The 22,188-nt window shown below is 65.8% G+C and carries 24 protein-coding genes; 9 read left to right on the plus strand and 15 right to left on the minus strand.

Annotated features, from left to right (window positions below; genetic code table 11):
- Both BRC58_09145 and BRC58_09150 read left to right on the plus strand, forming a co-directional pair.
- On the plus strand, window positions 1-553 hold a 553-nt coding region (locus BRC58_09145), incomplete at its 5' end, for a hypothetical protein (GenBank protein PSP16441.1).
- 9 nt (window positions 554-562) lie between these two features.
- Window positions 563-970: a 1,4-dihydroxy-2-naphthoyl-CoA hydrolase gene (locus BRC58_09150; protein ID PSP16397.1), complete on the plus strand. Its 408-nt coding sequence runs from the start codon at window positions 563-565 to the stop codon at window positions 968-970.
- Here the strand turns inward: BRC58_09150 and BRC58_09155 are convergent.
- Genes BRC58_09155 through BRC58_09165 form a run of 3 tightly spaced genes read right to left on the minus strand, consistent with a single transcriptional unit; the run spans window position 967 to window position 4,165 of the window.
- Window positions 967-2,358, minus strand: a complete 1,392-nt coding sequence (locus tag BRC58_09155; protein ID PSP16398.1) for a 2-succinylbenzoate-CoA ligase — start codon at window positions 2,356-2,358, stop codon at window positions 967-969. The genes BRC58_09150 and BRC58_09155 overlap by 4 nt on opposite strands.
- Entirely contained in the window at window positions 2,331-3,254 is a 924-nt protein-coding gene (locus tag BRC58_09160) for an o-succinylbenzoate synthase (GenBank protein ID PSP16442.1), read from the minus strand. Before BRC58_09160 ends, BRC58_09155 begins: the two co-directional genes overlap by 28 nt.
- Window positions 3,254-4,165, minus strand: coding sequence for a 2-carboxy-1,4-naphthoquinone phytyltransferase (locus BRC58_09165; protein ID PSP16399.1), 912 nt, complete (start codon window positions 4,163-4,165; stop codon window positions 3,254-3,256). Before BRC58_09165 ends, BRC58_09160 begins: the two co-directional genes overlap by 1 nt.
- Window positions 4,166-4,413: 248 nt before the next feature.
- Between BRC58_09165 and BRC58_09170 the strand changes: the two genes are divergently transcribed.
- Complete coding sequence (locus tag BRC58_09170) at window positions 4,414-5,823, plus strand: isochorismate synthase (GenBank protein ID PSP16400.1); 1,410 nt, start codon at window positions 4,414-4,416, stop codon at window positions 5,821-5,823.
- Here the strand turns inward: BRC58_09170 and BRC58_09175 are convergent.
- Window positions 5,820-7,043, minus strand: a complete 1,224-nt coding sequence (locus BRC58_09175) for a hypothetical protein (GenBank protein ID PSP16443.1) — start codon at window positions 7,041-7,043, stop codon at window positions 5,820-5,822. The genes BRC58_09170 and BRC58_09175 overlap by 4 nt on opposite strands.
- Before the next feature lie 138 nt (window positions 7,044-7,181).
- Between BRC58_09175 and BRC58_09180 the strand changes: the two genes are divergently transcribed.
- Together BRC58_09180 and BRC58_09185 are read left to right on the plus strand one after the other, a co-directional pair.
- Window positions 7,182-8,126: a multidrug ABC transporter ATP-binding protein gene (locus tag BRC58_09180; GenBank protein ID PSP16401.1), complete on the plus strand. Its 945-nt coding sequence runs from the start codon at window positions 7,182-7,184 to the stop codon at window positions 8,124-8,126.
- Between the two features lie 5 nt (window positions 8,127-8,131).
- Entirely contained in the window at window positions 8,132-8,911 is a 780-nt protein-coding gene (locus tag BRC58_09185) for an ABC transporter (protein PSP16402.1), read from the plus strand.
- 279 nt (window positions 8,912-9,190) lie between these two features.
- On the opposite strand, the gene BRC58_09190 is transcribed toward BRC58_09185, so the two are convergent.
- Both BRC58_09190 and BRC58_09195 read right to left on the minus strand, forming a co-directional pair.
- Window positions 9,191-11,038: a cell division protein FtsH gene (locus tag BRC58_09190; GenBank protein ID PSP16403.1), complete on the minus strand. Its 1,848-nt coding sequence runs from the start codon at window positions 11,036-11,038 to the stop codon at window positions 9,191-9,193.
- 114 nt (window positions 11,039-11,152) lie between these two features.
- On the minus strand, window positions 11,153-11,959 hold the full coding sequence (locus BRC58_09195; GenBank protein PSP16404.1) for a 4-amino-4-deoxychorismate lyase: 807 nt from the start codon (window positions 11,957-11,959) through the stop codon (window positions 11,153-11,155).
- 89 nt (window positions 11,960-12,048) lie between these two features.
- On the opposite strand from BRC58_09195, the gene BRC58_09200 reads away from it, so the two are divergent.
- On the plus strand, window positions 12,049-12,528 hold the full coding sequence (locus BRC58_09200) for a hypothetical protein (GenBank protein PSP16405.1): 480 nt from the start codon (window positions 12,049-12,051) through the stop codon (window positions 12,526-12,528).
- Here the strand turns inward: BRC58_09200 and BRC58_09205 are convergent.
- The 7 genes from BRC58_09205 to BRC58_09235 are packed head-to-tail and all read right to left on the minus strand — an operon-like array spanning window position 12,468 to window position 18,879.
- On the minus strand, window positions 12,468-13,265 hold the full coding sequence (locus BRC58_09205; GenBank protein ID PSP16406.1) for a DUF3153 domain-containing protein: 798 nt from the start codon (window positions 13,263-13,265) through the stop codon (window positions 12,468-12,470). The genes BRC58_09200 and BRC58_09205 overlap by 61 nt on opposite strands.
- Window positions 13,266-13,275: 10 nt before the next feature.
- A complete protein-coding gene (locus tag BRC58_09210; GenBank protein PSP16407.1) occupies window positions 13,276-13,797 on the minus strand; it encodes a hypothetical protein in 522 nt (173 codons plus the stop codon).
- 19 nt (window positions 13,798-13,816) lie between these two features.
- Complete coding sequence (argB, locus tag BRC58_09215; GenBank protein PSP16408.1) at window positions 13,817-14,740, minus strand: acetylglutamate kinase; 924 nt, start codon at window positions 14,738-14,740, stop codon at window positions 13,817-13,819.
- Window positions 14,741-14,799: 59 nt separating this feature from the next.
- Window positions 14,800-15,339 (minus strand): shikimate kinase, encoded by a 540-nt coding sequence (locus BRC58_09220; GenBank protein PSP16409.1) that lies wholly within the window; start codon window positions 15,337-15,339, stop codon window positions 14,800-14,802.
- 4 nt (window positions 15,340-15,343) lie between these two features.
- Window positions 15,344-15,940 (minus strand): hypothetical protein, encoded by a 597-nt coding sequence (locus tag BRC58_09225; protein ID PSP16410.1) that lies wholly within the window; start codon window positions 15,938-15,940, stop codon window positions 15,344-15,346.
- A 45-nt stretch (window positions 15,941-15,985) separates the two neighbouring features.
- Window positions 15,986-16,591 carry an aromatic acid decarboxylase gene (locus BRC58_09230; GenBank protein PSP16411.1) on the minus strand — a complete coding sequence of 202 codons (606 nt, stop codon included), beginning with the start codon at window positions 16,589-16,591 and terminating at the stop codon, window positions 15,986-15,988.
- Window positions 16,588-18,879, minus strand: coding sequence for an iron ABC transporter substrate-binding protein (locus BRC58_09235; GenBank protein PSP16412.1), 2,292 nt, complete (start codon window positions 18,877-18,879; stop codon window positions 16,588-16,590). Before BRC58_09235 ends, BRC58_09230 begins: the two co-directional genes overlap by 4 nt.
- Before the next feature lie 293 nt (window positions 18,880-19,172).
- Here BRC58_09235 and BRC58_09240 point away from each other — a divergent pair, with 293 nt between their 5' ends.
- The gene (locus tag BRC58_09240; GenBank protein ID PSP16413.1) at window positions 19,173-19,862 is read left to right on the plus strand and encodes a hypothetical protein; all 690 of its coding nucleotides are present in this window, start codon (window positions 19,173-19,175) and stop codon (window positions 19,860-19,862) included.
- Here BRC58_09240 and clpP read toward each other — a convergent pair.
- Window positions 19,859-20,473: an ATP-dependent Clp endopeptidase, proteolytic subunit ClpP gene (gene clpP / locus BRC58_09245; protein ID PSP16414.1), complete on the minus strand. Its 615-nt coding sequence runs from the start codon at window positions 20,471-20,473 to the stop codon at window positions 19,859-19,861. The genes BRC58_09240 and clpP overlap by 4 nt on opposite strands.
- A 68-nt stretch (window positions 20,474-20,541) precedes the next feature.
- Window positions 20,542-20,946, minus strand: coding sequence for a photosystem II protein Psb27 (gene psb27, locus BRC58_09250; GenBank protein ID PSP16415.1), 405 nt, complete (start codon window positions 20,944-20,946; stop codon window positions 20,542-20,544).
- Window positions 20,947-21,079: 133 nt separating this feature from the next.
- Between psb27 and BRC58_09255 the strand changes: the two genes are divergently transcribed.
- Together BRC58_09255 and BRC58_09260 are read left to right on the plus strand one after the other, a co-directional pair.
- Window positions 21,080-21,667 (plus strand): biotin transporter BioY, encoded by a 588-nt coding sequence (locus tag BRC58_09255; GenBank protein ID PSP16444.1) that lies wholly within the window; start codon window positions 21,080-21,082, stop codon window positions 21,665-21,667.
- Between the two features lie 37 nt (window positions 21,668-21,704).
- Window positions 21,705-22,181 carry a signal peptidase II gene (locus tag BRC58_09260; protein PSP16416.1) on the plus strand — a complete coding sequence of 159 codons (477 nt, stop codon included), beginning with the start codon at window positions 21,705-21,707 and terminating at the stop codon, window positions 22,179-22,181.
- The last annotated feature ends 7 nt before the right edge of the window (window positions 22,182-22,188 follow it).

Below are 22,188 nucleotides of genomic sequence, written 5' to 3' on the forward strand. Positions count from 1 at the left end.
GCGGCTGATCGAGGCCACGCGCAACATCCAGTTCGGCGATCCCATGGCGGCCGGCACCACCATGGGACCGCTCATCAACGAGCAGCAGTTCGAGCGCGTGCAGCGCTACATCCAGGCCGGCGAGCGCGAAGGCGGCGCCCTGATTGCCGGCGGCAGCGGGTACGAGGCCGTTGCGGGCTACGAGCGCGGCCTGTTTGCCAAGCCCACGATTTTCGATGCAGTCAGCCCCGATATGGCGATCGCGCAGGAGGAAATCTTTGGCCCCGTGCTATCGGTGCTGACTTTCCGCGACGAGGCTGAAGCGCTCGCGCTCGCCAACAACACCACCTACGGCCTGACCGCCGCCGTTTGGACCAAGCACCTGGATACAGCCTTCCGCATGGCCAAAGGCATCCAGGCCGGCACGATTTGGGTCAACACCTACCACAGCTCCGGTCTGGAGCCCACGCTCCCTTACGGCGGTTACAAGCAAAGCGGCTTGGGCCGCGAAATGGGCCAGCCTGGCCTGGCAGAATACCTCGAGACCAAATCCATTCACCTCAAGCTGGGGTAGCGGTCGGCGATGGGCTTTCGCTACGAGCGCACGGTCCGCCTGGCCGATACGGATGCAGCGGGGGTGGTCTACTTCGCGCGCGTCTTATCGATGTGCCACGAAGCGTACGAGGCCTCGCTGGAGGCAGCCGGGGTCCCGCTAGCCAGCTGGATTCGCGAGGGCACGATCGCGCTGCCCATCGTGCATGCCCATGCCGATTTTTACCGGCCCCTCAGCTGCGGCGATCAATTGGCTATTGCCCTGGCGCCGCAGCCGCTGGGCGATAGCGAGTTTGCGGTGGCCTATGAGCTCACCGGCCAGGAGCCGACTGGCCCCAAACTGGCTGAGGCCACCACCCGCCACGCCTGCATCCAGCCCCAGCAGCGGCAGCGCATCCCCTTGCCAGTCGCCCTCTGGCAGTGGCTGCAAGCGGCTTAAGAGCGCCCCCGCTCGAGCAGCTGGGCGATGCGGGTGCGATCGCGCTTGCCGCGATCAGTGCGGGGCAGGCGCTCGAGCGCGAGCCAGGTTTTGGGCCGCTTGCAGGCGCTGAGCCCGCGGGCGATGGCCGCGCGCAACCGCTCGGTGGTGACCTGGGGCGAGCGCGGTATGTAGGCGGCGGCCACGGCCTGGCCCCACACCGGGTCGGGCAGGCCCACCACGCAAGCTTCGCTGACGAGCCCAGTTTCGAGGAGCGCAGCTTCCACCTCCTCGGGGGCCACGCTCTCGCCGCCGGTAAGGATGGTCTGGCTGCGGCGGCCCACCCAATGCAGCCGGCCAGCGGCATCCAAATAGCCCCGGTCGTCGCTCAGAAACGGGTCGGGTGGGGAACCGGACTCGCCGTAATAGCCCAGGTAGAGCGAGCTAGCGCGGATGGCGATCGTGCCGGTTCGGCCGGGTGGCAGCACCGCACCGCTACCATCGCGCACGGTAATGCGCGCGTGGGGCAAGGCCCCACCGCTGCTGTTGCAGCCCGCCCCAAACGCCGCCGGCGCGAGCGCTGCCACTTGCGCCGCCGTCTCGGTCATGCCGTAGCTGGGGGCCAGCGGGATGCGCTGTGCCCGAGCGGCAGCCAAAAGCTCGGCCGAGGCCGGCGCTCCCCCCAACAGCACGGCACGAAAGCGGGCCAGCCAGGTGCCAGCGCCCGCCTCCAGCAGCCGCTGTAGCTGCAGTGGCACTAGCGACAGGAACTGACCCTCGGGGGCGATCGCAGCCCGCCGCTGGGGCGTTAGGGCCTTAAACGGCATCGCTGCGAACTGCCCGCCCGTGACCAGCGCCCGCAGGAAGGGCATCAGGCCGCTGACGTGGTATAGCGGCAGGACGTCTAGGGTGTGGGCGGGGACACCTCCCCAATAGCGGGCGAATCCAGCCGCGGCCGCCATGAGCGTCTCCCAACTGTGCAGGGCAAAGCGGAGCGCCCCCGAGCTGCCGCCGGTGGGGATGGCAACTCGCGCCGCGCGCGCGGCAATGGCGGGCCGGGGCTCGCCGCCGGTGCGGGGCGCCAGCGGCAGCGCGCCCAAGGTCAAATCGGGCTGCACCCAGCGGCCCACCTGGGCTCGCTCGCGCTGGCCCCAACAGGGGTTGCCCAAAAACACGTGGCAGTCGGCCGCCACGGCCGCCAACAAGGCAGCCAGAAACCGGTACGGCCGCGGCTCCAGCAGCAACACCCGAGCCGGGCGGGCAGGTAGCTGCGCCAAGGCCGCGCCGTAGCGCTCGACCAGCGCCTCGAAGGTGGCGCCATCGCAACCGCTCAGCCATTGGCGATGGCGCTGCCGCTGCAAGCAGGCCCCGGGGGATGCCGTCACGAGCGTGCTGCTTCGCTCAGCCATGGTTCCACACCAAAGCCCACGGCACGGTCGGCGCTGGCAATTTGGGCCGCTACCCGCAGGGCTGCCTGCCGGCCGGTGGCCGTCTCTAGGGCCGAGCTGGGCACGGCATCAATGGCGTGGGCCCGGCAAAACCGGCGCAGGCGCGCCGGCGAGCCGGCAACGGCCACCTTAACGGCCATGGGACCGCGCCAGCCGGCGCGGTGGCAAGCGGCCAAGCGCGCCAGCGTGGCAGCCGACTCATCCAGCGCCACGGCGGTGGCAAACTCTCCCTGCAGGGCTTGGAGATCCGGCCAGCGCTCGGGTGGCAGCGGCTGCTCCAAAAACTCCACAATCCCGGCGCGATCGGCAGCTGCCAGCCACTGCCGGGCAGTCTCGGGCGTGAGGCTGCCGTTGGCATCGAGCCGCAGCCGCGCCGTTGCCGGTAGGGCTTGGCTCAGCCGCTCGAACTGCGCCAGCTCCACCGGCAGCGGCTGCGTGCCGATTTTGACCTTGAACGTGCGCGCGCCGCTTGCCCAGGCAGCCGGCCAGGCCTGCAAGGCTGCAGCGCCGCTGGGCAGCAGGTAGCTGTAGCGCAGCGCGGGCAACCCGCGCTCGGGCGATTGCAGCGCCGTCAGGGCCGATTCAAACCCAAACTGGCAGGCCGGCAACGCATCCGGGATGGCCGTGATCGCAGCCTCGGTGATGGCAGGCTCGGCCTGCCGGCAAAATACCAGCGCCTGGGCCTGGGTCTCGGAGCCAAAGCGCGGCAGCGGAGCAATCTCGCCCCATCCTACCCGTTCCGCCCCGTCGCTCAGCTGCACCCAGATGCCTTCGCGCACGGACCAGCTGCCCCGCGCGGTGGCCAGCGGTTGCTGCAGGGGGTGCCGGTAGGGTCGAACGTGCAAGCGGTAGGCCATCACGCCCAGACCAATCCGGCAAAGCCCAAGCTCAGCAGCATGCCGCTCCAGAAATGGAACTTGACGGCAATGAACTTGCAGCTGCGCACACGCTCGGGTCGGTGGTGGTAGCGCCGGACGTAACGCACCAAGCCGGCGGCAAACGGCAGGCTGCCTCCCGCAAGCAGGGCCGACGGCGGAAAGAGCCCCACCGCCACAAAGACTGCAACCAAAGCAAAAACCCCAGCCGTCAGCCCACCCAGGACCTGCGCGCCCCGGGCGGTCCCCAAGCGCACGATGGGCGATCGCTTGCCCGCGCGCTGATCGTCCTCAACTTGGTGAAAGTGCGAGCAGAACAGAATGATGGTTGTGGTTAGGCCGATGACGGTTGAGGCAGCCCAGGCAGCGCTCGAGAAGGCCTGCGCTTGGGCGTAGTAAGCCGCCGCAATCGCGATGGGGCCAAAGCAGACAAAGCAAATGGGCTCGCCCCAACCCCGATAGCCCAGCCGAAACGGCGGCCCCTGGTAGCTGTAGCCCAAGCTGCAAGCCAGCAAGACCAGGCCCAAAACGGTGAGATCGCGCAACCACCACGCGATCGCGGCCAGTCCCAGCAGGGCGAGGATCAGGCAAGCTTGACTCACCCAGAACACCACCGATTTGCGGCCCGTGATGTTGACGACTGAGGTCTTTTTGTTGCGATCGACCCCCGTTTCGGCGTCAAAAACATCGTTGCTGAGATTGAGCCACGCAACAATCAAAACGGCGGCGGCTAAAAAGGTGGCAAAAACCCTAAAATTAAAGGCATTCGTCTCGGCGAATGCGATAGCACTGCCGACCGTAATGGGAACGATAGCAACACTATAAATTGGCGGCTTGATCGCCGCCCACCAAACACTAAAATCGATCCGATCGGTCCGCCGTTTGAGTGCCATCAACTGCAGCCTTTTGGCCGCTACTGCTCGTTGCGATGGCAATGCCCGAGCGGAACCCAAGCCCCGCACGGTTCCCCGCCATTCGCTACAATTATTGCTACGCGAAGCTAGCTAGCAACCTGTCGCTTGGGGGAAAAAACGGCTCGAGCGAATCGCGCTGCTGCTCGTTTAGAGCACCCTTCTAGACCTACCATTCTGACGCCGCTCGAGCGGATGCGATTATAAAAAAATTTACGACGGCTGGTGCCATGCCCGGTCTGCTGCACTCTCCCCATAGCCTTTCCCTCGAGTGCGATCTCGAGCGATCGCTGCGCTGCGCGCAGGCGATCGCCAAAAGTCAAAATGCCGAGCGCATCCTGAGCTTCGCCCAGACTGTCGAGCCCCGCGACCCGCTGGCTGCTTACCGAACCCTCGCGCGCGCGGCGGGGCCCACGTTTTTTTGGCAAAACCGCAGCCGGGGCGAAGCCCTGGCGGCCGGGGGGGCTGCCCGGTCGCTGGCAGCCGGGCCGGGCCACCGCTTTGCGCGCGCTCGCGCTTTCGTCCGGCGCTGCACCGACCGCCTGCTTCGAGCCGGCGAGCAGCCAGCTGCTGGGGCTGGCCCCTACTTTGCCTGCAGCTTTACCTTCTTTGCCCGGGGCCGCGGCCCCCGCGCGTTCCCGCCAGCCACTGTCTTGCTGCCCGCCATTCAGCTTGTTTGCCGGCCCCAGGGCTGTACGCTCGTGGCCAATGCCAGCATTGGCCCCCACAGCGACCTGGATCGCATCGGCGCTTTGCTAGCGGCGCAATGGCAGGCCGTTTGCCAAGCGCCGCACAGCTTCCCCGATCCGCCCCTTGCCGAGTGCCGGTTGCAGGCCATCCCGCAATCGCCGGCTGCCTATAAAGGCGCCGTATCGCGCGCGCTGGCCGCCATCCGCAGCGGCAAGCTGCGCAAGATCGTCCTTGCCCACGCCTTGGAGGTGAGCTCGCCGGTCGCGCTCGAGCCGGTCGCCGCTCTGGAGCGCTTGCGGCAGCGCCATCCCGACTGCTATGTCTTTGCCACCCGCAACAGCCAGGGCGAGTCGTTTGTGGGCGCCAGTCCCGAGCGGTTGCTGAGCCTCCACGATGGGTGGCTGACCGCCGATGCGCTGGCCGGCTCGGCCCCGCGCGGCCGCGATGGCGGCGAGGATGCCGAGCGGGCCGCCCAGTTGCGTGCGAGCGCCAAGGAGCAGCGCGAGCACCGGGCCGTGAGCGATGCCTTGATCCAGCAGCTGCGCGCGCTGGGACTGAAACCGCTGCGATCGCCGCTGCAGCTGCGGCAGCTGTCTCAAATCCAACACCTTTGGACGCCCGTTCAGGCCCGGTTGGGCCCCAACCTCGATCCGCTCGATATTGCGGCCCGCTTGCATCCCACCCCGGCTGTAGCGGGAACGCCCACCCAGGCCGCTTGCGAGCGCCTGCACCGTTTTGAGAGCGGCGATCGCGGCCTCTACGCAGCCCCACTGGGGTGGGTCGACGGCCGCGGCAACGGCGAGCTGGTTGTCGGCATTCGCTCGGCCGCGATCGCGGGCCATCGGGCACGCCTGCATGCCGGTGCCGGCATTGTGGCCGGCTCGGACCCCGAGCGCGAGCTGGCCGAGGTGGAGCTCAAGCAGCGCTCGCTGCTGTCGGCGCTCGCCTAGACTTTCTCCCGGCGCGGTGGCAGCAGCCCGCGCCGCATTAGGCTGGCTTCAAGCGATTGGAGCACGGCCAAATCGGCCTCCGGTAGGGGTTGGCTCTCGGTGCCGGTGGGATCGGCCCCAAAAGCTGGCTCGCGCTCCAGAAACCCGAAGGCTTGCCGGAATTGGGACGGTGTGGCCTCAATGGGAGCCTGGAAGTGACAGGGCACGATGCGCTCGAAGGGCCAGCTGGCCACGCGATCGGCCCAGGCAATGGTCTCGGCTGGGGCGCGGTTGAGCACCAGCGTTTGCAGGATGGGGGCCACAAGGGGAGCGCCGCCTCGCTGCAGGGCCCGAAACGACTGCTGCCAAGTCTCGTTCCAGCGCCACGGCAGGATCCCAAAGTAGGTCTTTTTGGAGCGATCCGGGGCGCGCAAGGCCTGGCTCAACGCCTGGCCCAGCGGGACGACCTCGGCTGGGCTGGGCCGAAAGTAGAGGGCAAACAGCACGATGCGCTGCCATCCCTTGCGGCGGCTCTCGGGTCCCTCAGCAACCGCGTCAAAGGCATCGTCGCGGGCGTGGAACATCAGCGGATCGGGATTCAGCTGCACCACGGCCGGCGGTTCGCTCGGGACCGAGAGGAGGGTATCGGTCAGCAGCAGGGTCCGCGACGGCCGATGGAACAGCGCGACTTCCTCAAACGGCCCGATGCCCAGCGAGATCGGGCCCAGCAGGGCGCAGTCGAATTCGTCGGCAAAGGGGGCTTGGCTGCTCGCTTGCGGCAGCAGCTGCGTCCGCTTGCCGGGCAGGCCCAGCCAACTCAGCGGCAGGTCGAGCGGAAAGCTCCACTGATCCGGCGCCACCAATACCTGCGCCCGGGGAAAGCGGCGCGCAAACGGGCCGACAAAAACCTTGTGTTCTACCCCTGAGCTCGTGGGCAGGATGATGTAGCGGACCTCGCCGTGGACAGCTTCCAGCTCGCGCATCAAGCGCACGCACTCGCGGGTGGGCGCAACGGGGGCATAAACCAGCAATCCCCCTGCCGCCAACCGGACCACCGTCATGCGGATGGGCACGACAACGTAGAAAATGCCCTGCAGCTGCTCGAAGCTCCAGATGGTCTCGCTAACGATTTCGCGGCGCAGCGTTTGCCGCTTGCCGTAGGGATAGAGCGGCACCGCCGGCCAAAACGGCCAGGCCACATCGCCAGGCGAAACGCTGGGCGGAATGCGTTGCCCCCGCATGAGTGCGCTTTGGAAAGGCGCGCCTTGGGTTGGCTGCCCGTGCGGCTCGCGCCGCACGCCACGGCAATCTTAGCGCCGCCTGCGGGCTGGCAGTCCCATTGCCTAGCATGGGGGCTGGATGAGACGGGGCCATCCGGCATGAAGGCCGCACCGCCGCGGACCGAGCGGGATACGGTACCGCTAGCAGCCCACGATCTGTGGAAGTTTTACGGCGATCGCGCGGTCGTTCGGGGGATCGGTTTTGAGCTGGGCGCCGGCGAAGTCCTGGGGCTTTTGGGCGCCAACGGCGCGGGCAAAACCACCACAGTGGGCATGCTCTACGGCTCGGTAATCCCCAGCCGGGGATTCGTCCGCGTCGATCGCTACGAGGTGCGCCGCCAGGGACGGCAGGCGCGCTTTTTAATGGGGATCGTTACCCAAGAGGACAACCTCGATCCCGACTTTAATGTTTTTGAGAACCTGGCCTACTTCGCCCACTACTACCGCATTACCGGTCGGGCCGCGCAGCACCGTGCGGGCGAGCTGCTCGCCCAAGTGGGCTTGCAGGCCTACAGCCAGTACCGGATCGACGAACTCTCGGGCGGGCTAAAGCGGCGGTTGGTGCTGGCGCGCGCGCTCATCAACCGCCCGCGCATCGTGTTTTTGGATGAGCCCACCACCGGGCTCGATCCGGATGCGCGCCAGGACTTTTGGCGCGCCATTGCCCAGCTCCAGCAGAGCGGCTGCGGCATTGTGCTGACCACGCACTACATGGAAGAAGCGCAGCGGCTGTGCGATCGGCTATTGCTACTGCAGCAGGGTCAGGTTATTGATAGCGGCCCGCCCGAGGCGCTGATCGAACGCACGGTGGGGGAACAGGTCATTGAGGTGGCGGGGGTCAGCGAAGCCGAGCTGCAGCCGCTCGCCCGCCAGTACGGCAGCTGGTACCGGCCCTTTGGTAACGGTTACTTGCTAGGGGGGAGCGCCACCCAGCCCGAGGCGTTTTGGCGCTCGCTCAATGCCATTGAGGGCGCGCGCCCGCAGCGCCGCCGGGCCAACCTAGAAGATGTTTTCCTGCGCTTGACTGGAACGCAGCTGGATTAGATCGCATGCAGAGCAATCCCGTGACCGCCTGGGGCGTGTACGCCGTTTGGCGGCGCCACGCGCGGGTGTATCAAAAAACGTGGCTGATCAACAGCCTGCCGCCGCTCTCGGAACCGCTGATTTATTTGGTGGCGTTCGGCTACGGTTTGAGCCCGCTGGTGGGTGAGGTCACCTACCAAGCTCGTACGGTCAGCTACCTGACTTTTCTGGCGCCCGGCATGATGGCCGTTGCCGTGCTGTTCCAGTCGTTTTTTGAAGGGGCCTACGGCAGTTTCATTCGCCTGAGCTTTCAAAAAACCTGGCGCGCGCTGCTCACCTCGCCGCTGACCTTTACGGAAGTGTTTTTGGGGGACTTGCTCTGGGCCACCAGCAAAGGCATTTTGGCCGGCGTGCTGACCGGTTTGCTGGCTGCGGCTTGGGGATTGTACTCGCTGGGCGAGCTGGTGCTGTCGCTACCGACAATGGGGCTGGGCAGCCTGCTGTTTGCCGCAGCCGGTTTGCTGACGGCTGGGACCGTGCGAACGGTGGATCAGATCAACATTCCGGTCTTTACGTTTGTCGTGCCCATGTTTACCTTCTGCGGCACCTACTTCCCGCGCGAGACGCTGCCCGCTGCTTTGGGGCAAATGGCTGCCGTTCTGCCGCTGTCGGCACTGGTGGACTTGCTGCGCTGGCCGCTGGGCGTGCCCGGTTGGTGGGGACTGTCGCTGGGATGGCTGTTGCTCTGGACGGCAGTATTGAGCGTACTGGCCTGGCGCCAGATCTATCCGCAGCTATTTCAGTGAGCGCAAGCCGCTGGTGGCGCGCTCTCGGTTACCTTGGAAACGGTCACTCAAGCGATCCCCTATGGCAAATACCGAAGAGCGCAAGCGCCGGATCTTGGAACACGTCGAGCGCACGACCAATACCGCTCCTGGCAGCCGCACGAGCGACAGCCGCGGGCGCAAGGAACGCGTAATGGAACACATCAATCGCACCCGCGGCTAGCCGCGATCGCGCCGGCTGCGAATAACAACGAGGGGAGCGCCGCGGCGCTCCCCTCGTTGGCGTTTGGGCGCGATTCGCTAGGCGACAGGGGCCATTTTGACCTCGTTGTCGGTCAGCAGCTGCTGCAGCTCTTCCGCATCAACCGTTTCTTTTTCGATCAGCGAGTTGGCGAGCTCGTCGAGGATGTGGCGGTTGTTGACCAGCACATCCTTGCAGCGGCTGTAGGCGTGCTCCACGAGCTGATTGATTTCCTCGTCGATGGTGGTTGCCGTCTCGTCGGAGAAATCCCGCTCGGAGGCGATCTCGCGCCCCATGAACGGGTTGCCTTGCTGGCGCCCTAGGGCAACCGGGCCGAGGCGATCGCTCATCCCCAAGCGGGTTACCATCTGGCGGGCAATGCGCGCGACCTGCTGCAAGTCGTTGGCGGCACCGGTGGTGACTTCCTCATCGCCAAAGACGATTTCTTCGGCCACGCGGCCGCCCAAGGCAACCGTTAATTGGTTCTGCAGGTAGGCCCGCGAATACAGGCCAGTATCCAACCGCTCTTCGCTGGGGGTAAACCACGTCATGCCGCCAGCCCCGCCGCGCGGGATGATGCTGATTTTCTGCACCGGGTCGTAGTCGGGCATGAGCGCGCCCACCAGGGCGTGACCGGCTTCGTGGTACGCCACGAGCGACTTGCGCTTTTCGCTCATGACGCGGTCTTTTTTCTCGGGACCGGCCAGGACGCGATCGATGGCATCGTTGATCTCGTCCATGGAGACCTCGGTGAGGTTGCGGCGCGCTGCGAGGATGGCCGCTTCGTTGAGCAGATTGGCCAAATCGGCGCCGGTAAAGCCCGGCGTGCGGCGGGCGATTTTTTCCAAGTTGACGTCTTGGGATAGGGTCTTACCGCGCGCGTGGACGTTGAGGATCTCCAGCCGGCCGGCGTAGTCAGGACTGCTGATGGCAATCTGCCGGTCGAAGCGGCCGGGGCGCAGTAGGGCTTGGTCCAGGACGTCGGCGCGGTTGGTGGCGGCCAGGATGATGATGCCGGTGTTTTCTTCAAACCCGTCCATCTCGGTCAGCAGTTGGTTGAGCGTCTGCTCGCGCTCGTCATTGCCCCCACCAAGGCCGGCCCCGCGCTGGCGGCCGACAGCGTCAATCTCGTCGATGAAGACGATGCAAGGGGCGTTTTGCTTGGCTTGCTCGAACAGATCGCGCACGCGCGAGGCGCCCACGCCCACAAACATCTCGACAAACTCCGAGCCCGAGATGTTGAAAAACGGCACGCCAGCTTCGCCGGCGACAGCGCGGGCCAGCAGCGTTTTGCCAGTTCCGGGCGGCCCCACCAGCAGCGCGCCTTTGGGAATTTTGGCCCCGACGCTGGTAAAGCGCTCGGGGCTTTTGAGAAAGTCAACGACTTCGTTGAGTTCCAACTTGGCTTGCTCGATGCCCGCAACATCGCCGAAGGTGACGTTGGTTTGGGGCTCCATTTGGACTTTGGCTTTCGATTTGCCAAAGTTCATGGCTTGCGAGCCCGGGCCGCCTTGGGCGCGCCGCAGCAAGAAAAACAGCCCCACCAACAGCAAGATTGGGAATACCAGGCTGCTCAGCACGCGGAACAGGCCGCCTTCGCCTTCCTGCTGCTCGACTGAAATGTCGACATTGTTCTGCGAGAGCAGATCCATCAGCTGCGGATCCTCGGGCAGGTTGACCTGCACTTGCTGTCCGTCTTGGCGGACGACGCTCGCTTGGGAGCGATCGGCGCTCAGGGTGACTTTCTCCACCTGACCGCTCTCTACCTTGTCGACGAAGGTGCTGTACTTCCAGCTGATTTGCTGTTGCGAGCCGCGATCGTCAAAAAACGCTGTTGCCAGCGCCACAACCACGATCACCAGCAGCGCGTATAAGCCCGCGTTGCGCCACTTTTTATTGTTATTCACAGAAAAACCTCCCTTGCTTGGCCCTATCTCAGCATGCTATCGAGCCCGCGATTGCACTCGGTGGGATGGGGCAACGGCCGGCGGGCAGCTGCCAAGATGGCTTATTAACTTATATTAACGCGCTCGCTCAGAATGGCTGAAATATTGCCTGAGGGGCGCGAGCGCTGGGTGCTGGGGGTCAAAGCTCAGCTGCCGCTCGCTCCCCTCAACTGCGCGAATGGGGACCACTTCCACCACGCTGTTGGTGTGGGCCAGTGCTTGCAAGCCCTCAATAAAGGCGCCATCCCACTGGCACTGGCCGACCGACCACTGCTGCTGCTGCAACCACGTCCAAAGCTGCGATCGCGCCACGCCCGGCAGCAAGGAGCCCGCATCGGCTGGCGTCCACCAGCAGCCGTCCTGCCAGCCCCACAAGTTCCCCGTGCTGGTCTCCAGCCAATTGCCCTCACCATCGACCAGGATGGCTTCTTGGGCGCCGCGCTTTTGCGCCTGGGTGCGGGCCCACCAAGCCGGCAGGTAGTTCCCGGTTTTGAGCTGGGGCAGCGCCCGCGCGCAGCCGCGCTGGGCCACCCAAGCGGCAATGCCTTGCTGTTGGCACTGGGCCAGATCGCCTGGCAGGGAGCGCCCCGCGATCCACTCCCGCCCGTCCGGAAACAGCACCACCCGCAACACCGAGTAGCGCTCGCTCAGCGCTTGAGCCCCAGCCTGCAGGCGCTGCCAATCGGGCGGCTGCCACGCCAGCGCATCGACCCCGCGAGCCAAGCGCTCGCAGTGAGCCGCCCAGGCAGTGAGCGGATGGCCCAGCGACTGCCGGTAAACGCGGACGGTGCTAAACAGCGTGGCTCCGTACAGCAGCCCCGGATCGTCGCCAGCCAGCGCCAGCGTGTTGCCTGACTGCAGCTGCCCGCAGTACCAAAACATGGCATCCTGCCCCCCTGCCAGTGCGACTGACGCGCGCTGCTCCCAGCCGCTACAACAGTAAGGTAGTTACGAACGAGCTGAGGCAATCGATGGTTTCGCCAGCGCGCCCGCCCGTTTCCGAGCAATACCAGCCAGTGCAGCAAACCCTACAGGCCAGCTTGCACCAAGGCTGGCAGGCGTTTGTCAACAGCTCGGAGCTGCCGCTGCTGCAGGACTTTTTTGCCTTTTTGCAGCAAGCCGGCTTCGATGAGAGCTGCTACCGGCAAGCCATTCCCAACCCAGCCTACGACAATGCCGCTAAAGCCGTGGGCCGCCCGTTTCTGAGAGCAGCTCGCGAACTGGGCTTGCAGTTTGACGAGGTTTTCCCCGGTCGCTTTCCCGAGTCTCAAGAGCGCGACGCCACCGACTGCGAGGGACGCACGTTTTATTTGACGGCCTATGCCGGCGGCGAACCTTGGGGGCGGTTGGTGCTGACGTTCTGGCACTACCACCAGCGGCTGGCCTTTCCCTATCCGCCCGAGCTTGCCCTCGAGTCGCTCGCGCCAGCCGCCGGCGAGCCGGGCCAGTAGCGGTACTTGAGGTAGAACCCAACTGCCGCCAGCAGCGCGATCGCGACAGCACCAATGCCCAGTGGCTCCGGGAGCCAGAACGTGGCGGCGATGGCGTTGCGCTGGCCAGGTTGCAGCTGCCAGACCAACGTCCCGTCGGCCTCGCGCTCGGGCGCTAGCTTCCCGCCACCGGCGGAATGGCTGGCGCCCCAGGGCGTACGCAACCGAACGGTCAAACCGTCCCACCCGCGGGCGCTCGGGTCTGCTGCCCCCTCGCGGAGCGGCATCTCGAGCGCGCGCAGGTCGAGGTTTAGCTGCAGGCGATTGCGCTGCAGCAGCAGCAGGTTGCTTTGCTGCAGCTCGATGCTCGCATCCAGCTGCGGCGCTTCCGGAGCCTGGCGATTGGGGTCGCCCCAGGCGGGATGGTAAAAGCGCTCGAATTGGCGCACCAGCTCTGGAGCGCTGGCAAAGGGAATGATCGCGCGCACTTCGCGCTGGGAGCGGCGTTGGGCCCGACCGCCCAAGCGCCGGGCCCGCCGCTCGATGCTGCGCAACCACTGCTGCGCTCGCTCGGGGCTCAGCTGCGCCAATTGCTCGCCCAGGCGGACGTGCTGCACCAAGGTCCCGCGGTGCGGACCCTGAAACTGCAGGCCCAGCTCATAGCGCGCGCAGCCCGATAGCAATAGGGCACTCAGCAGGACCAGCAGCAGCACGGCGCGCTGGGGACGGTTGCCATGGGAGATGGAGACGCTCACCAGCTTGCCTCGCTCAAGACCACCACAATAATCCCATCAAACCCAGCACGCTCAACACCAGGGCAGCCCCAGTAAAGCGGTTGTCTTGCGTATTGACCTCGCTCCAATCGAGGGATTCAGGCTCGGACCGGGTGCCTCGGGCGCGCTGGCGCCGCAGGCGGCTGCTGCCACCGCGCCGATCGCGCGGCTCGCTATCGGCGAGGGCCGAAAAATCCGGCATTGAGGTCATCCAGCGGGCAGGCCGCTGCAGGGAAGGGGCTTCCAGGATGTAGCGCATGTCTTTGCCCTGCTTGCGAACGTTGGGACTGGGATGCTGCTGCAGGGCGCGGCACAGATCGAGCGCTGCTTGCGTTTGGCCAGCTGCCTGGTAGGCGGCTGCCAACCACAGCCGGGCTTCGCCGCCCGCGCGCGAGTGGCGGCGCGTGAGCTGGCTGGCCGCCTCCAAGCAGTCCACGCTGGCGCGATAGTTGCCTCGTTCGAAGGCCGTCTGGCCCGCTTGGAACGCTTGTTGGAAGTCGAGCTCCTGGGGCGCCATGGCGTCGCGCTCGCCTGTCTCATTCGGTCGTTGTGCCGGCTGGTGCCATCGGGTCGTGCTGCTGCGAGGCCACCAGCATGGAACCGATGCCCTCGTCGGTAAAAATCTCCAGCAGCAAGGCGTGTGGGATGCGGCCGTCGATGATGTGGGCAGCGCGCACCCCCTGAGCCAGCGATCGCACGCAGCACTGCACCTTGGGGACCATGCCGCCGGCAACCGTCCCCTGCTCGATCAGGGTGCGGGCCTTGTGGATGTCGAGTTTGGGCACGAGCGTGGCCGGATCGCTGGGATCGGTCAGGATACCGGGCGTATCGGTTAGCAAAATGAGCTTCTCGGCGCTCAGCGCCGCTGCCAACTCCCCGGCCACCGTATCGGCGTTGATGTTGTAGGCCTGTCCGTCCGCATCGGCAGCAACGCTGGAGATGACCGGTACGTAGCCGCTGCCCACTAGCGACTCCACCAGCGCTGTATTGATGTGGCTGACCTCGCCCACAAAGCCAATGTCTGGCTGCTGCTGGGGACGTGCGCCAATGGAGTGACCGTCTTTGCCACAAAGGCCCACCGCCGAACCGCCGGCACTGTTAATGGCTGCCACCAGCTCCTTGTTGACCCGGCCCACCAGCACCATCTCGACGACCGCCATGGTGCTGGCATCGGTGACGCGCAGGCCGTTTTTAAACTGCGGCTCGATGCCCAGCTGTCCTAGCCAAGCGTTGACCTCGGGGCCGCCGCCGTGAACCACGACCGGGCGGGCCCCCACGCAAGCCAAAAAGACGATGTCTCGGATGACGCGCGCTTTGAGGGCTTCCTCCTGCATGGCGGCGCCCCCGTACTTGATGACGATCATCCGCCCGGCAAACTGCTGGATGTAGGGCAACGCCTCGCTCAGCACGCGCACCCGCGTTGCCTCGGCCTCGCCGATGTATTCGCGCTCGCCCACCATAGGGAATCGGCCCGCGACTGGGGTTTAGCCTAGCAAAGGCGAGCCGGCGCTCCGTGCCCTTACGGCTTGAGGACGCTGGCCATGCGCTCGATGGCCTGGGTGGCGATGCCATCGGGGGAGCAATCCGGCTCGATGGCAACGCGCAAATCGGCTTGCTGGTAGAGCGGACGGCGCTCTTCCAATAGCGAGGCCAAGCGCTCGACGGGGTTGGGGGCCTGCAACAGCGGCCGGGTGGTATCGCCCGCCAAGCGCTCAGCAATGAGCTCGACTGGCGCATCCAACCACACGACCACGCCCTGCTGCAGGTACCCCCAGTTTTGGCGCCGCAGGACGATGCCGCCGCCTGTAGCGATCGCGCTGCGGGTCTCGGCAGCCAGTTCCTGCAGCACGCGCATTTCCCAATCGCGAAAGCCAGCCTCGCCCTCATCGGCAAAAATCTGGGGGATGGATTTGCCGGCCGAGCGCGAGACCAAAACGTCCGTATCGAAAAAGCGGTAGTGCAGCTGGCGGGCGAGCGCCTGCCCGACGCTCGTTTTGCCCGCCCCCATCATGCCGATCAAAAACACGTCCGTACCTTGTAGGGACTCGCGCATGGCCATTCCCCTAACGGCGGTTGGACGCTTCGCTGGTGTCGTCGTCCTCGGACTCGGCCGGCGGTTGGCTCCAGAGCGGCGGCCGAATGACGCGGTAGTTGGCATCGAAGACGCGATCGCGGGACGCCGAGGTCTCGGGCTCGCCAGGGGTAGGCTCATCCGCCTGGGCCGGTGGGGCGCTTTGAGAGCTCGATGGGCGCTCGGGCGGGGTCTCGATGTCCCAATCCTCGCTGCTGTCTCGCGTTTCGGTGTTGCCCCACTCGCTCGAGCTAGCAGCCTCGGCTGCTGGTGCGCCCGCTTGGGGCTCGCTCGCCGCCGGTTCTCGCGCAGGGCGGCCAGCTTCGGGCGAGGCGGGTTGGGGTTGCCTGGAGGCCCTACTGCGCGACTGCGGGCGCGGGATGGCATAGAGCAGCTGCAGCAGGATGCCAGTCACAAAGCCAGCGACCGCCGCCAGCAGCAGCCAGGCGCTAGCCGGCAGGGGCTGGGTCTGGAGCCCGCTCTCGCCGCGCCCCAACACCAGCGGCAGCTCGGGCGAGCGGTTCTGGATGAAAAAAATGCCCGCTGCCAGGCCGAGTGCCACCGTCAGGATCGGTTTCCAAAGCCGCATGGTGATAGCGCTCCCTCCACCCGCTACCGCAACGTTGCCTCAATCTTAGTGTCCCTGCCAGCGCTGGAGGGGGACGCAGTCGATGCCAAAGCGATCCAGGGCCCGCGCGACGACAAAATCGACCAAGTCTTCAATCGTTTGCGGTTGGTGGTACCAGCCCGGCATGGCGGGAACGATGGCAGCCCCCACTTCCGCCAGCGCCGTCAAGTTGCGCAGGTGAATCGCGCTCAGCGGTGTCTCGCGCGGCACCAGCGCGAGCGGGCGCCCTTCTTTGAGCTGGACTTCGGCGGCACGCTCGAGCAAATCGGAGCTAAACCCGGCTGCGATTTTGCCGATAGCGCTCATGCTGCAGGGAATGACCAGCATGCCCAGGGTCCGAAAGGAGCCGCTGGCGATGGCGGCCCCTACATCGCTCCAGCGGTGGCAGTGCAGGGTCCCTGCGCGCTCGACTCCCGCCTGCTGGCGCCAGAATGCGGCCTGCCGTTCCGGGTCGGCTGGCAGGCGCAGGCCGCGCTCGGCCTCCCACACCATAAAGCTGGACTGGGAGGCCACCAGTTCGATGGTGTAGTCTGCCTGGAGTAGGAACTTGAGGGCGCGCTCGGCATAAATGGGACCCGAGGCGCCGCTCACGCCAACGATCAGCGCGCTCATGCCTCGCTGGCCTGCACGCTTGCCTGGGCGCCATCGCGCTCGGATGCCTCGGCATCGGTGGCCTCGGCACCACCCACCGCGATCAGATCGATTTGCTGGCGGTAGTAATCCACGCTTTTGACCTGCACCTGGACCCGAGCCCCCAGCTTGTAGGTGGTGCGGGTTTTGCGCCCGACGAGGCAGGCATGCCGGGCGCGGTATTCGTACCAGTCATCTTTGAGTGAGCTGACATGGACCAGTCCCTCGACCAGCAGCGCCTCGATCTCGACAAAGAAGCCGTAGGACTGGACGCCGGTGATGGGACCGACAAAGACCTCGCCCGTGCGCGCTTTCATCTGGGCAGCTTTTTGCAGGCCCACCAGGTCGGCTTCGGCGTCGGCAATCGTGCGCTCGCGCTCGCCGATTGGGCCGATCGCGCCGTGGAGGCGCGCTTCCAGATCCGAGTGCACGCGCGCGGGGAGCACGTTCCAGTTGATGCTGTCGTGATTGGCGCTTTTGCCCAGGTCGTAGCCTTCTTTGGCGCGGCGGTGGCGGCGATCGCGGCCGAACTCGAACAGGGTTTTGAGCGCGCGCTGGACCAGCAAATCGCCGTAGCGCTTGCCAGGGGCCGTGCAAGGGGCGTAGCCCTCGTCCTCGGCGAGGCCAAAGTAAAACTCGGGCGTTGCGCTCGCGCGCACGGGCTTGAGCGTCGAGCGCAGCAGGTGCGCCAGGACTTGGGGCGAGGGCGACTGGCTGAATTGGTGGGTAAAGGCCTGGTAGTCCTTGGGCTGCACGGTTTCTGGGTCCGAGAGGCTCAACGCCAGCCCCAGGTTGTTGCCCAGCCGGATGAGGTCGTTGAGCTCGCCGGGGGGCGGCGCGGACTGGGCCCGGTAGACGCCAGGCAGCGACAGCGCTTGCAAGTGCGCGGCAACAGCGCGCCCCGCTAGCACCACCACCTCCCGCAGCAGCGCGCGCACGGGTAGGGCGCTCGAGGTGGCGATCGCGCCCAGGCGCCCCTCATCTTTAAACAGCGAGCGATCGTCGCCTAGCTCCAGCTCGAAACCGCCGCGCTGGAGCCGCTGGGCTTTGACCAGCGGCGATACCGTAAAAAAGAGCCGATCCAGCATCTGGATCGCCGCCGCTCGATCGGCGTTGCCTGACTCGCCCTGCCCTAGCAGGGATTGCGCCTGGGCAAAGCTGAGCTGGCGGTCGACGCGCACCACGCTGGGCGCGAGCTCGAACGACACGAGCCGGCCGGTCTCATTCAGCGTTAGCAAAGCGCTTACCGCCAGCCGATCGGTCTCGGGCTGCAGCGAGCTCTGCTGCAGCACGGCCTCAGGGAGCATGGGCAGGACCAACTCCCCCAGATCGGCAGCCGTACCGCGCTTGCGGGCCTCGCGATCAATGGGCCCATCGTCGGGGACGTAGTGGGCCACATCCGCCATGTGGATGCCCAGCTGCCAGTCGCCGGTTGGCGCGGTCTCTAGGGTGAAGGCGTTCTCAATGAAGGGGGTCTCTGCCGAACGGGGCGCTTCCTCCAGCGCCAGCGTCAGCTGCTGGCGCAGGTCCTTGCGCTTTTTGATCTCGGGCCGATCGAGCCCCTCGCTCAGCGATTGGGCTGCCTCAGCGACGGCGCTGGGGAACTGGCGGGGCAAGTTGTACTTGCAGCAGACCAGATCGGTGTCGGCGGCGGATTCGGGACTGTCGCCCAACACGCGCGTGACGCGCCCGAGCGGCGGAGTCTGCCCCAGCGGATAGCGCAGCACCTCCACATGGGCCAAGTGCTCGAGCGAAGCTTCCAAGTCGACATCGCCCGCCTCGAGCTCGAGCTCAAACAGCAAGCGATCGTCGAGCGGGACGGCCCTAAAGCCCGACTCCGAGCGCTGGATCCAAGCCAACAGCGACGGGTTGGCCCGCTCGAGTACGAGCTGAACCGAGCCTTCCGGCGAGCGGCGGCGGGTTGCTTCTTTGACCACTTTGACCAGCGCCCGATCGCCGTTCCAAGCGCTGCCGAGCTGGCTCTCGCGGATGTAGATATCGTCGGCACTCTCATCATGTTCTGGAATGGCAAAGCAAAAGCCTTTGCTGGAGCAGCGCAGCTTGGCCTCGATTGCATCGGGTTGCGGCACGCGCCGGTACTTGCCGCGCTCTTTGGCGATCGTGCCGGTCCGCTCGAGGGCATCGAGCGCGATGTGGAGCTTTTGCAGGCTCTCCTCGTCCTGGCACTCGAGCTTTTTCTCCAGAACCTTGGGTGCAACGAGTTTGCTTTCGCTCAGCTGGGAGAGCAACGTCGCGATCGAAAATTCCATGCAGCTAGACCTTGATGTACCCGTGTGAAGCGAGGGGGAGCGGGCGGTTGGGGGTTGCCAGGGGCAACCCTGTGCCATTCCCGCCCGGCAATCGTTTAAGGCGCGGCTGGCGGCAACCGTAGCATCCGGAGGCAGCCGCTCGGCACTGCAACGGCCACTGCTCGTCCCGATTGCAGGCGCGTCCTGTGATCGCTGCAACCGGCCAGCCGCGGATGCGTTACGCTATAAGTAACTATTTACCTCCATTATTCAAGTTTCGCTGTGGGATGGCAAGCGCTCCAGCTGCTTGCTCCATGTACCGCCAGTTTCGAACGGCCTATCCGCAAGGCGGGCTGACGAGCGAGCTGATCGCCATCGACCGCGGCCGGTATTTGGTGCGGGCGAGCGTTCGCGACGGCGATACCACGCTCGCGACCGGGCTAGCTGGGGCCGAGACGATCGAGCAAGCCGAGGACGAAGCGCGCCGCCGCGCGCTGGCTGCCCTCGCCCTTGAGAGTAAGGCAGAGGCGGCGGATCGAGCCCCTGATGCGGTATCGGCAGCAAGCCCCAGCACCCCCGAGCCTGCCCCACCGGCTGCAACCGATCCCCCCAGCCCGCCCGATCCGCCGTCGCTGGAAGCGCCCGTCCCGAACGCGTCGCTCGAGGCCGAAGCTGGTAGCAACGGCCATGCGAGCGTGGCAACCCCCGAAGCGCCTGCCCCATCTGCCCCCCAGGAGGCCCCACCGCTAGAGGCCGAGGCGCCTGCGAGCGAGGCAGCGGCCCCGGCCGCCGATGGTGCCGAGTCCGAGTCCATCGATTTTTCCGATCTGATCGCCCGGACGGATGTGGAACTCAAACGCCTGGGCTGGACGCGAGAGCGAGGGCGCGATTACCTGCTCAACACCTACGGCAAGCGATCGCGCCAATTGCTCAGCGAGAGCGAACTGACGGCGTTTTTGCGCTACCTCGAGGCACAACCGTCCCCTGAAGAGGGAGCAAACTAGCCAGCAGCGACGCCGGCCGGCGGGTTGCTAGCCGAGGGACGCCGCTCGATGGTGCGATCAATCAGCCCGTACGCGCGCGCTTCTTCCGGCGACATGAAGAAGTCGCGCTCGGTGTCTTGCTGGATGCGCTCTAACGATTGCCCGGTCCGTTGGGCGAGTTGCTGGTTGAGCTGGCGCTTGAGGTACAGGATCTCTTTGGCTTGGATGTCAATGTCGACGGCTTGGCCCTGAGCGCCGCCCAACGGCTGGTGGATCATGATGCGCGAGTGGGGCAAGCTCATGCGCTTGCCCGGGGCCCCGGTTCCGAGCAAAAAAGCCCCCATGCTGGCCGCCAGGCCCAAGCAAATGGTAGAGACATCCGGCCGAATTTGGTTCATGGTGTCGAAGATGCCCAGCCCCGCCGTGACCGATCCCCCCGGCGAGTTGATGTAGAGATAAATATCTTGCTCGGGGTCCTCGGCCTCCAGATACAGCATCTGCGCGACGATGACGTTGGCAATTTCGTCGTCAACCTGCTGGCCGAGGAAAATGATGCGCTCGCGCAGCAGGCGCGAGTAAATATCAAAGGCGCGCTCGCCGCGGCCGGAGGTTTCGATGACGGTGGGAATCATAGGGTCGGTTGAGCCTCGTGCGCTACCGCTTTGATTGTAGCGAGCAGTTCCCGCCGGAACGCCAGCGCTCAGCTATTGCGCTGCAGGGCACTTCGGACTTGGGCGAATTTGCGCTTGAGGCGCTCTTTGACCTCATCGGGGACGGGCCGTTGGGTTTTGCCGCTGTAGTGGCCGGCTAGCGTATTGAGCGCCGTGCGCATGGTGGTAAACGAGCGCAGGCCGGAGACATCTTCGTCGCGCCGGTACAGGGCGATGTATTCGTCGATCTGCTGGCGCGCCCGTTCTTGGAGCGCTTCCTTTTGCGGGTCGGAGTCGGGCGTATCGATGGCGCGCTCGAGCGCATCCACCACCTTGAGCGTGTCTTCGCGGTAGTCACCGCTCAACCCGACTGCGCTGTTGGTGCAGCCAGCAACGCCTACCGCTACCGCCAGAACCAGCACCAGCAGGCGCGCGATCGCGCTCCGAACGGACATAGCCACTCCCCCAGAACGCTCTATTGGGCTCAGTTCGGCCTAATTCTATCGCACCTGGTCGGTACAGGCTGGCAGCCGGGCGCTCTCCCGTGCTGTGCTAGGGTTGCTAGGTTGCACGCGGCCCAGGCATTGGATCGTGTCGGCTCTCCACCGGTTGCTGTGGGCGCTCATCGGTTTGATGCTGACGGTGGGCGGTACCTTCATTGAGGCCTTTGTTACCCCCTGGCCTTGGACGTGGGACGGCGCGCGCCCCCCGATCGCCTCGCTGGGCGTGAGCTGCCAGGTGGGGGCAGTCCTGTTGGTGGGATGCGCTGGGGGAGCCCAGGCAGGTGCTTGGTCCCAAATGGCCTATTTGGGCCTGGGGCTGGCCGGCATCCCGGTGTTTGCGCATGGCGGCGGGCTGGGCTATGTGACCGAGCCCACCTTTGGCTACCTGCTGGGCTTTGTGCCGGGGGCTTGGCTTTGCGGGCGCGTGGCCCGCAAGGACAAGCCGCCCCTGGAGCGCTTGGCCGCAGGCGCGCTGGTGGGGTTAGCGGCCATCCACGCTTGCGGAGTTGCTTACTTGCTGGGCAGCTACGGTCTGACGGCTGCTGACGGCGATCGCCTCCCGCTCGGCGCTGCGCTATCGCAGTACTCGCTCGAGCTATTGCCCGGTCAGCTAGCCGTTGCGTGTTCGGCAGTGGCGCTTGCCTTTGGGCTGCGCCAGCTACTGTTCTACTGAGGCCGACCGTTGCTACTTTCCCATTTGAGGAGCGCCCATGCTGCCTGCAAGCGGAAACCGGCTGTTTTGGGCCACTGCCCTGCTGGGGGCAGTTGCTGATCGCATCGCCAAGTACTGGGTTACGCGCCATTTTGAGGTCTTGGGGCAGACGGTGCCGCTTTGGCCGGGCGTTTTCCACTTCACCTACGCCGTCAACCCCGGCGCTGCCTTTAGCTTGTTCGATGAGACCGGGGGGTGGCTGCGCTGGCTGTCGCTGGCTGTCAGCCTCGGGCTGGCGGGTTGGGCTTGGTTTGGGCCGCGCTTCAAGCGCCTGGAGCAGTTGGGGTACGGCGCGATTTTGGCGGGCGCGATCGGCAACGGCATCGATCGCTTTGCCTTTGGCTACGTCATCGACTTTTTGGATGTGCGCCTGATTGGCTTTCCCATCTTTAACCTGGCTGACGTTGGCATCAATTTGGGCATTGTCAGCTTGCTAGCGAGCGCGCTCTGGGAGCGCTCGCCTCGCCACCGCTAGTTACCCA

It is taken from the genome of Cyanobacteria bacterium QS_8_64_29 (assembly GCA_003022125.1).
In the GTDB taxonomy this organism is placed as follows: Bacteria; Cyanobacteriota; Cyanobacteriia; order Cyanobacteriales; family Rubidibacteraceae; genus QS-8-64-29.

Bases quoted from the DNA above. Each gene is read 5' to 3' on its own strand.
- BRC58_09150 (PSP16397.1), top strand. From the start codon at position 563: ATGGGCTTTCGCTACGAGCGCACGGTCCGCCTGGCCGATACGGATGCA.
- BRC58_09155 (PSP16398.1), bottom strand. From the start codon at position 2,358: ATGGCTGAGCGAAGCAGCACGCTCGTGACGGCATCCCCCGGGGCCTGC.
- BRC58_09160 (PSP16442.1), bottom strand. From the start codon at position 3,254: ATGGCCTACCGCTTGCACGTTCGACCCTACCGGCACCCCCTGCAGCAA.
- BRC58_09165 (PSP16399.1), bottom strand. From the start codon at position 4,165: ATGGCACTCAAACGGCGGACCGATCGGATCGATTTTAGTGTTTGGTGG.
- BRC58_09170 (PSP16400.1), top strand. From the start codon at position 4,414: ATGCCCGGTCTGCTGCACTCTCCCCATAGCCTTTCCCTCGAGTGCGAT.
- BRC58_09175 (PSP16443.1), bottom strand. From the start codon at position 7,043: ATGCGGGGGCAACGCATTCCGCCCAGCGTTTCGCCTGGCGATGTGGCC.
- BRC58_09180 (PSP16401.1), top strand. From the start codon at position 7,182: ATGAAGGCCGCACCGCCGCGGACCGAGCGGGATACGGTACCGCTAGCA.
- BRC58_09185 (PSP16402.1), top strand. From the start codon at position 8,132: ATGCAGAGCAATCCCGTGACCGCCTGGGGCGTGTACGCCGTTTGGCGG.
- BRC58_09195 (PSP16404.1), bottom strand. From the start codon at position 11,959: ATGTTTTGGTACTGCGGGCAGCTGCAGTCAGGCAACACGCTGGCGCTG.
- BRC58_09200 (PSP16405.1), top strand. From the start codon at position 12,049: ATGGTTTCGCCAGCGCGCCCGCCCGTTTCCGAGCAATACCAGCCAGTG.
- BRC58_09210 (PSP16407.1), bottom strand. From the start codon at position 13,797: ATGGCGCCCCAGGAGCTCGACTTCCAACAAGCGTTCCAAGCGGGCCAG.
- argB (PSP16408.1), bottom strand. From the start codon at position 14,740: ATGGTGGGCGAGCGCGAATACATCGGCGAGGCCGAGGCAACGCGGGTG.
- BRC58_09220 (PSP16409.1), bottom strand. From the start codon at position 15,339: ATGGCCATGCGCGAGTCCCTACAAGGTACGGACGTGTTTTTGATCGGC.
- BRC58_09225 (PSP16410.1), bottom strand. From the start codon at position 15,940: ATGCGGCTTTGGAAACCGATCCTGACGGTGGCACTCGGCCTGGCAGCG.
- BRC58_09230 (PSP16411.1), bottom strand. From the start codon at position 16,591: ATGAGCGCGCTGATCGTTGGCGTGAGCGGCGCCTCGGGTCCCATTTAT.
- BRC58_09235 (PSP16412.1), bottom strand. From the start codon at position 18,879: ATGGAATTTTCGATCGCGACGTTGCTCTCCCAGCTGAGCGAAAGCAAA.
- BRC58_09240 (PSP16413.1), top strand. From the start codon at position 19,173: ATGTACCGCCAGTTTCGAACGGCCTATCCGCAAGGCGGGCTGACGAGC.
- clpP (PSP16414.1), bottom strand. From the start codon at position 20,473: ATGATTCCCACCGTCATCGAAACCTCCGGCCGCGGCGAGCGCGCCTTT.
- psb27 (PSP16415.1), bottom strand. From the start codon at position 20,946: ATGTCCGTTCGGAGCGCGATCGCGCGCCTGCTGGTGCTGGTTCTGGCG.
- BRC58_09260 (PSP16416.1), top strand. From the start codon at position 21,705: ATGCTGCCTGCAAGCGGAAACCGGCTGTTTTGGGCCACTGCCCTGCTG.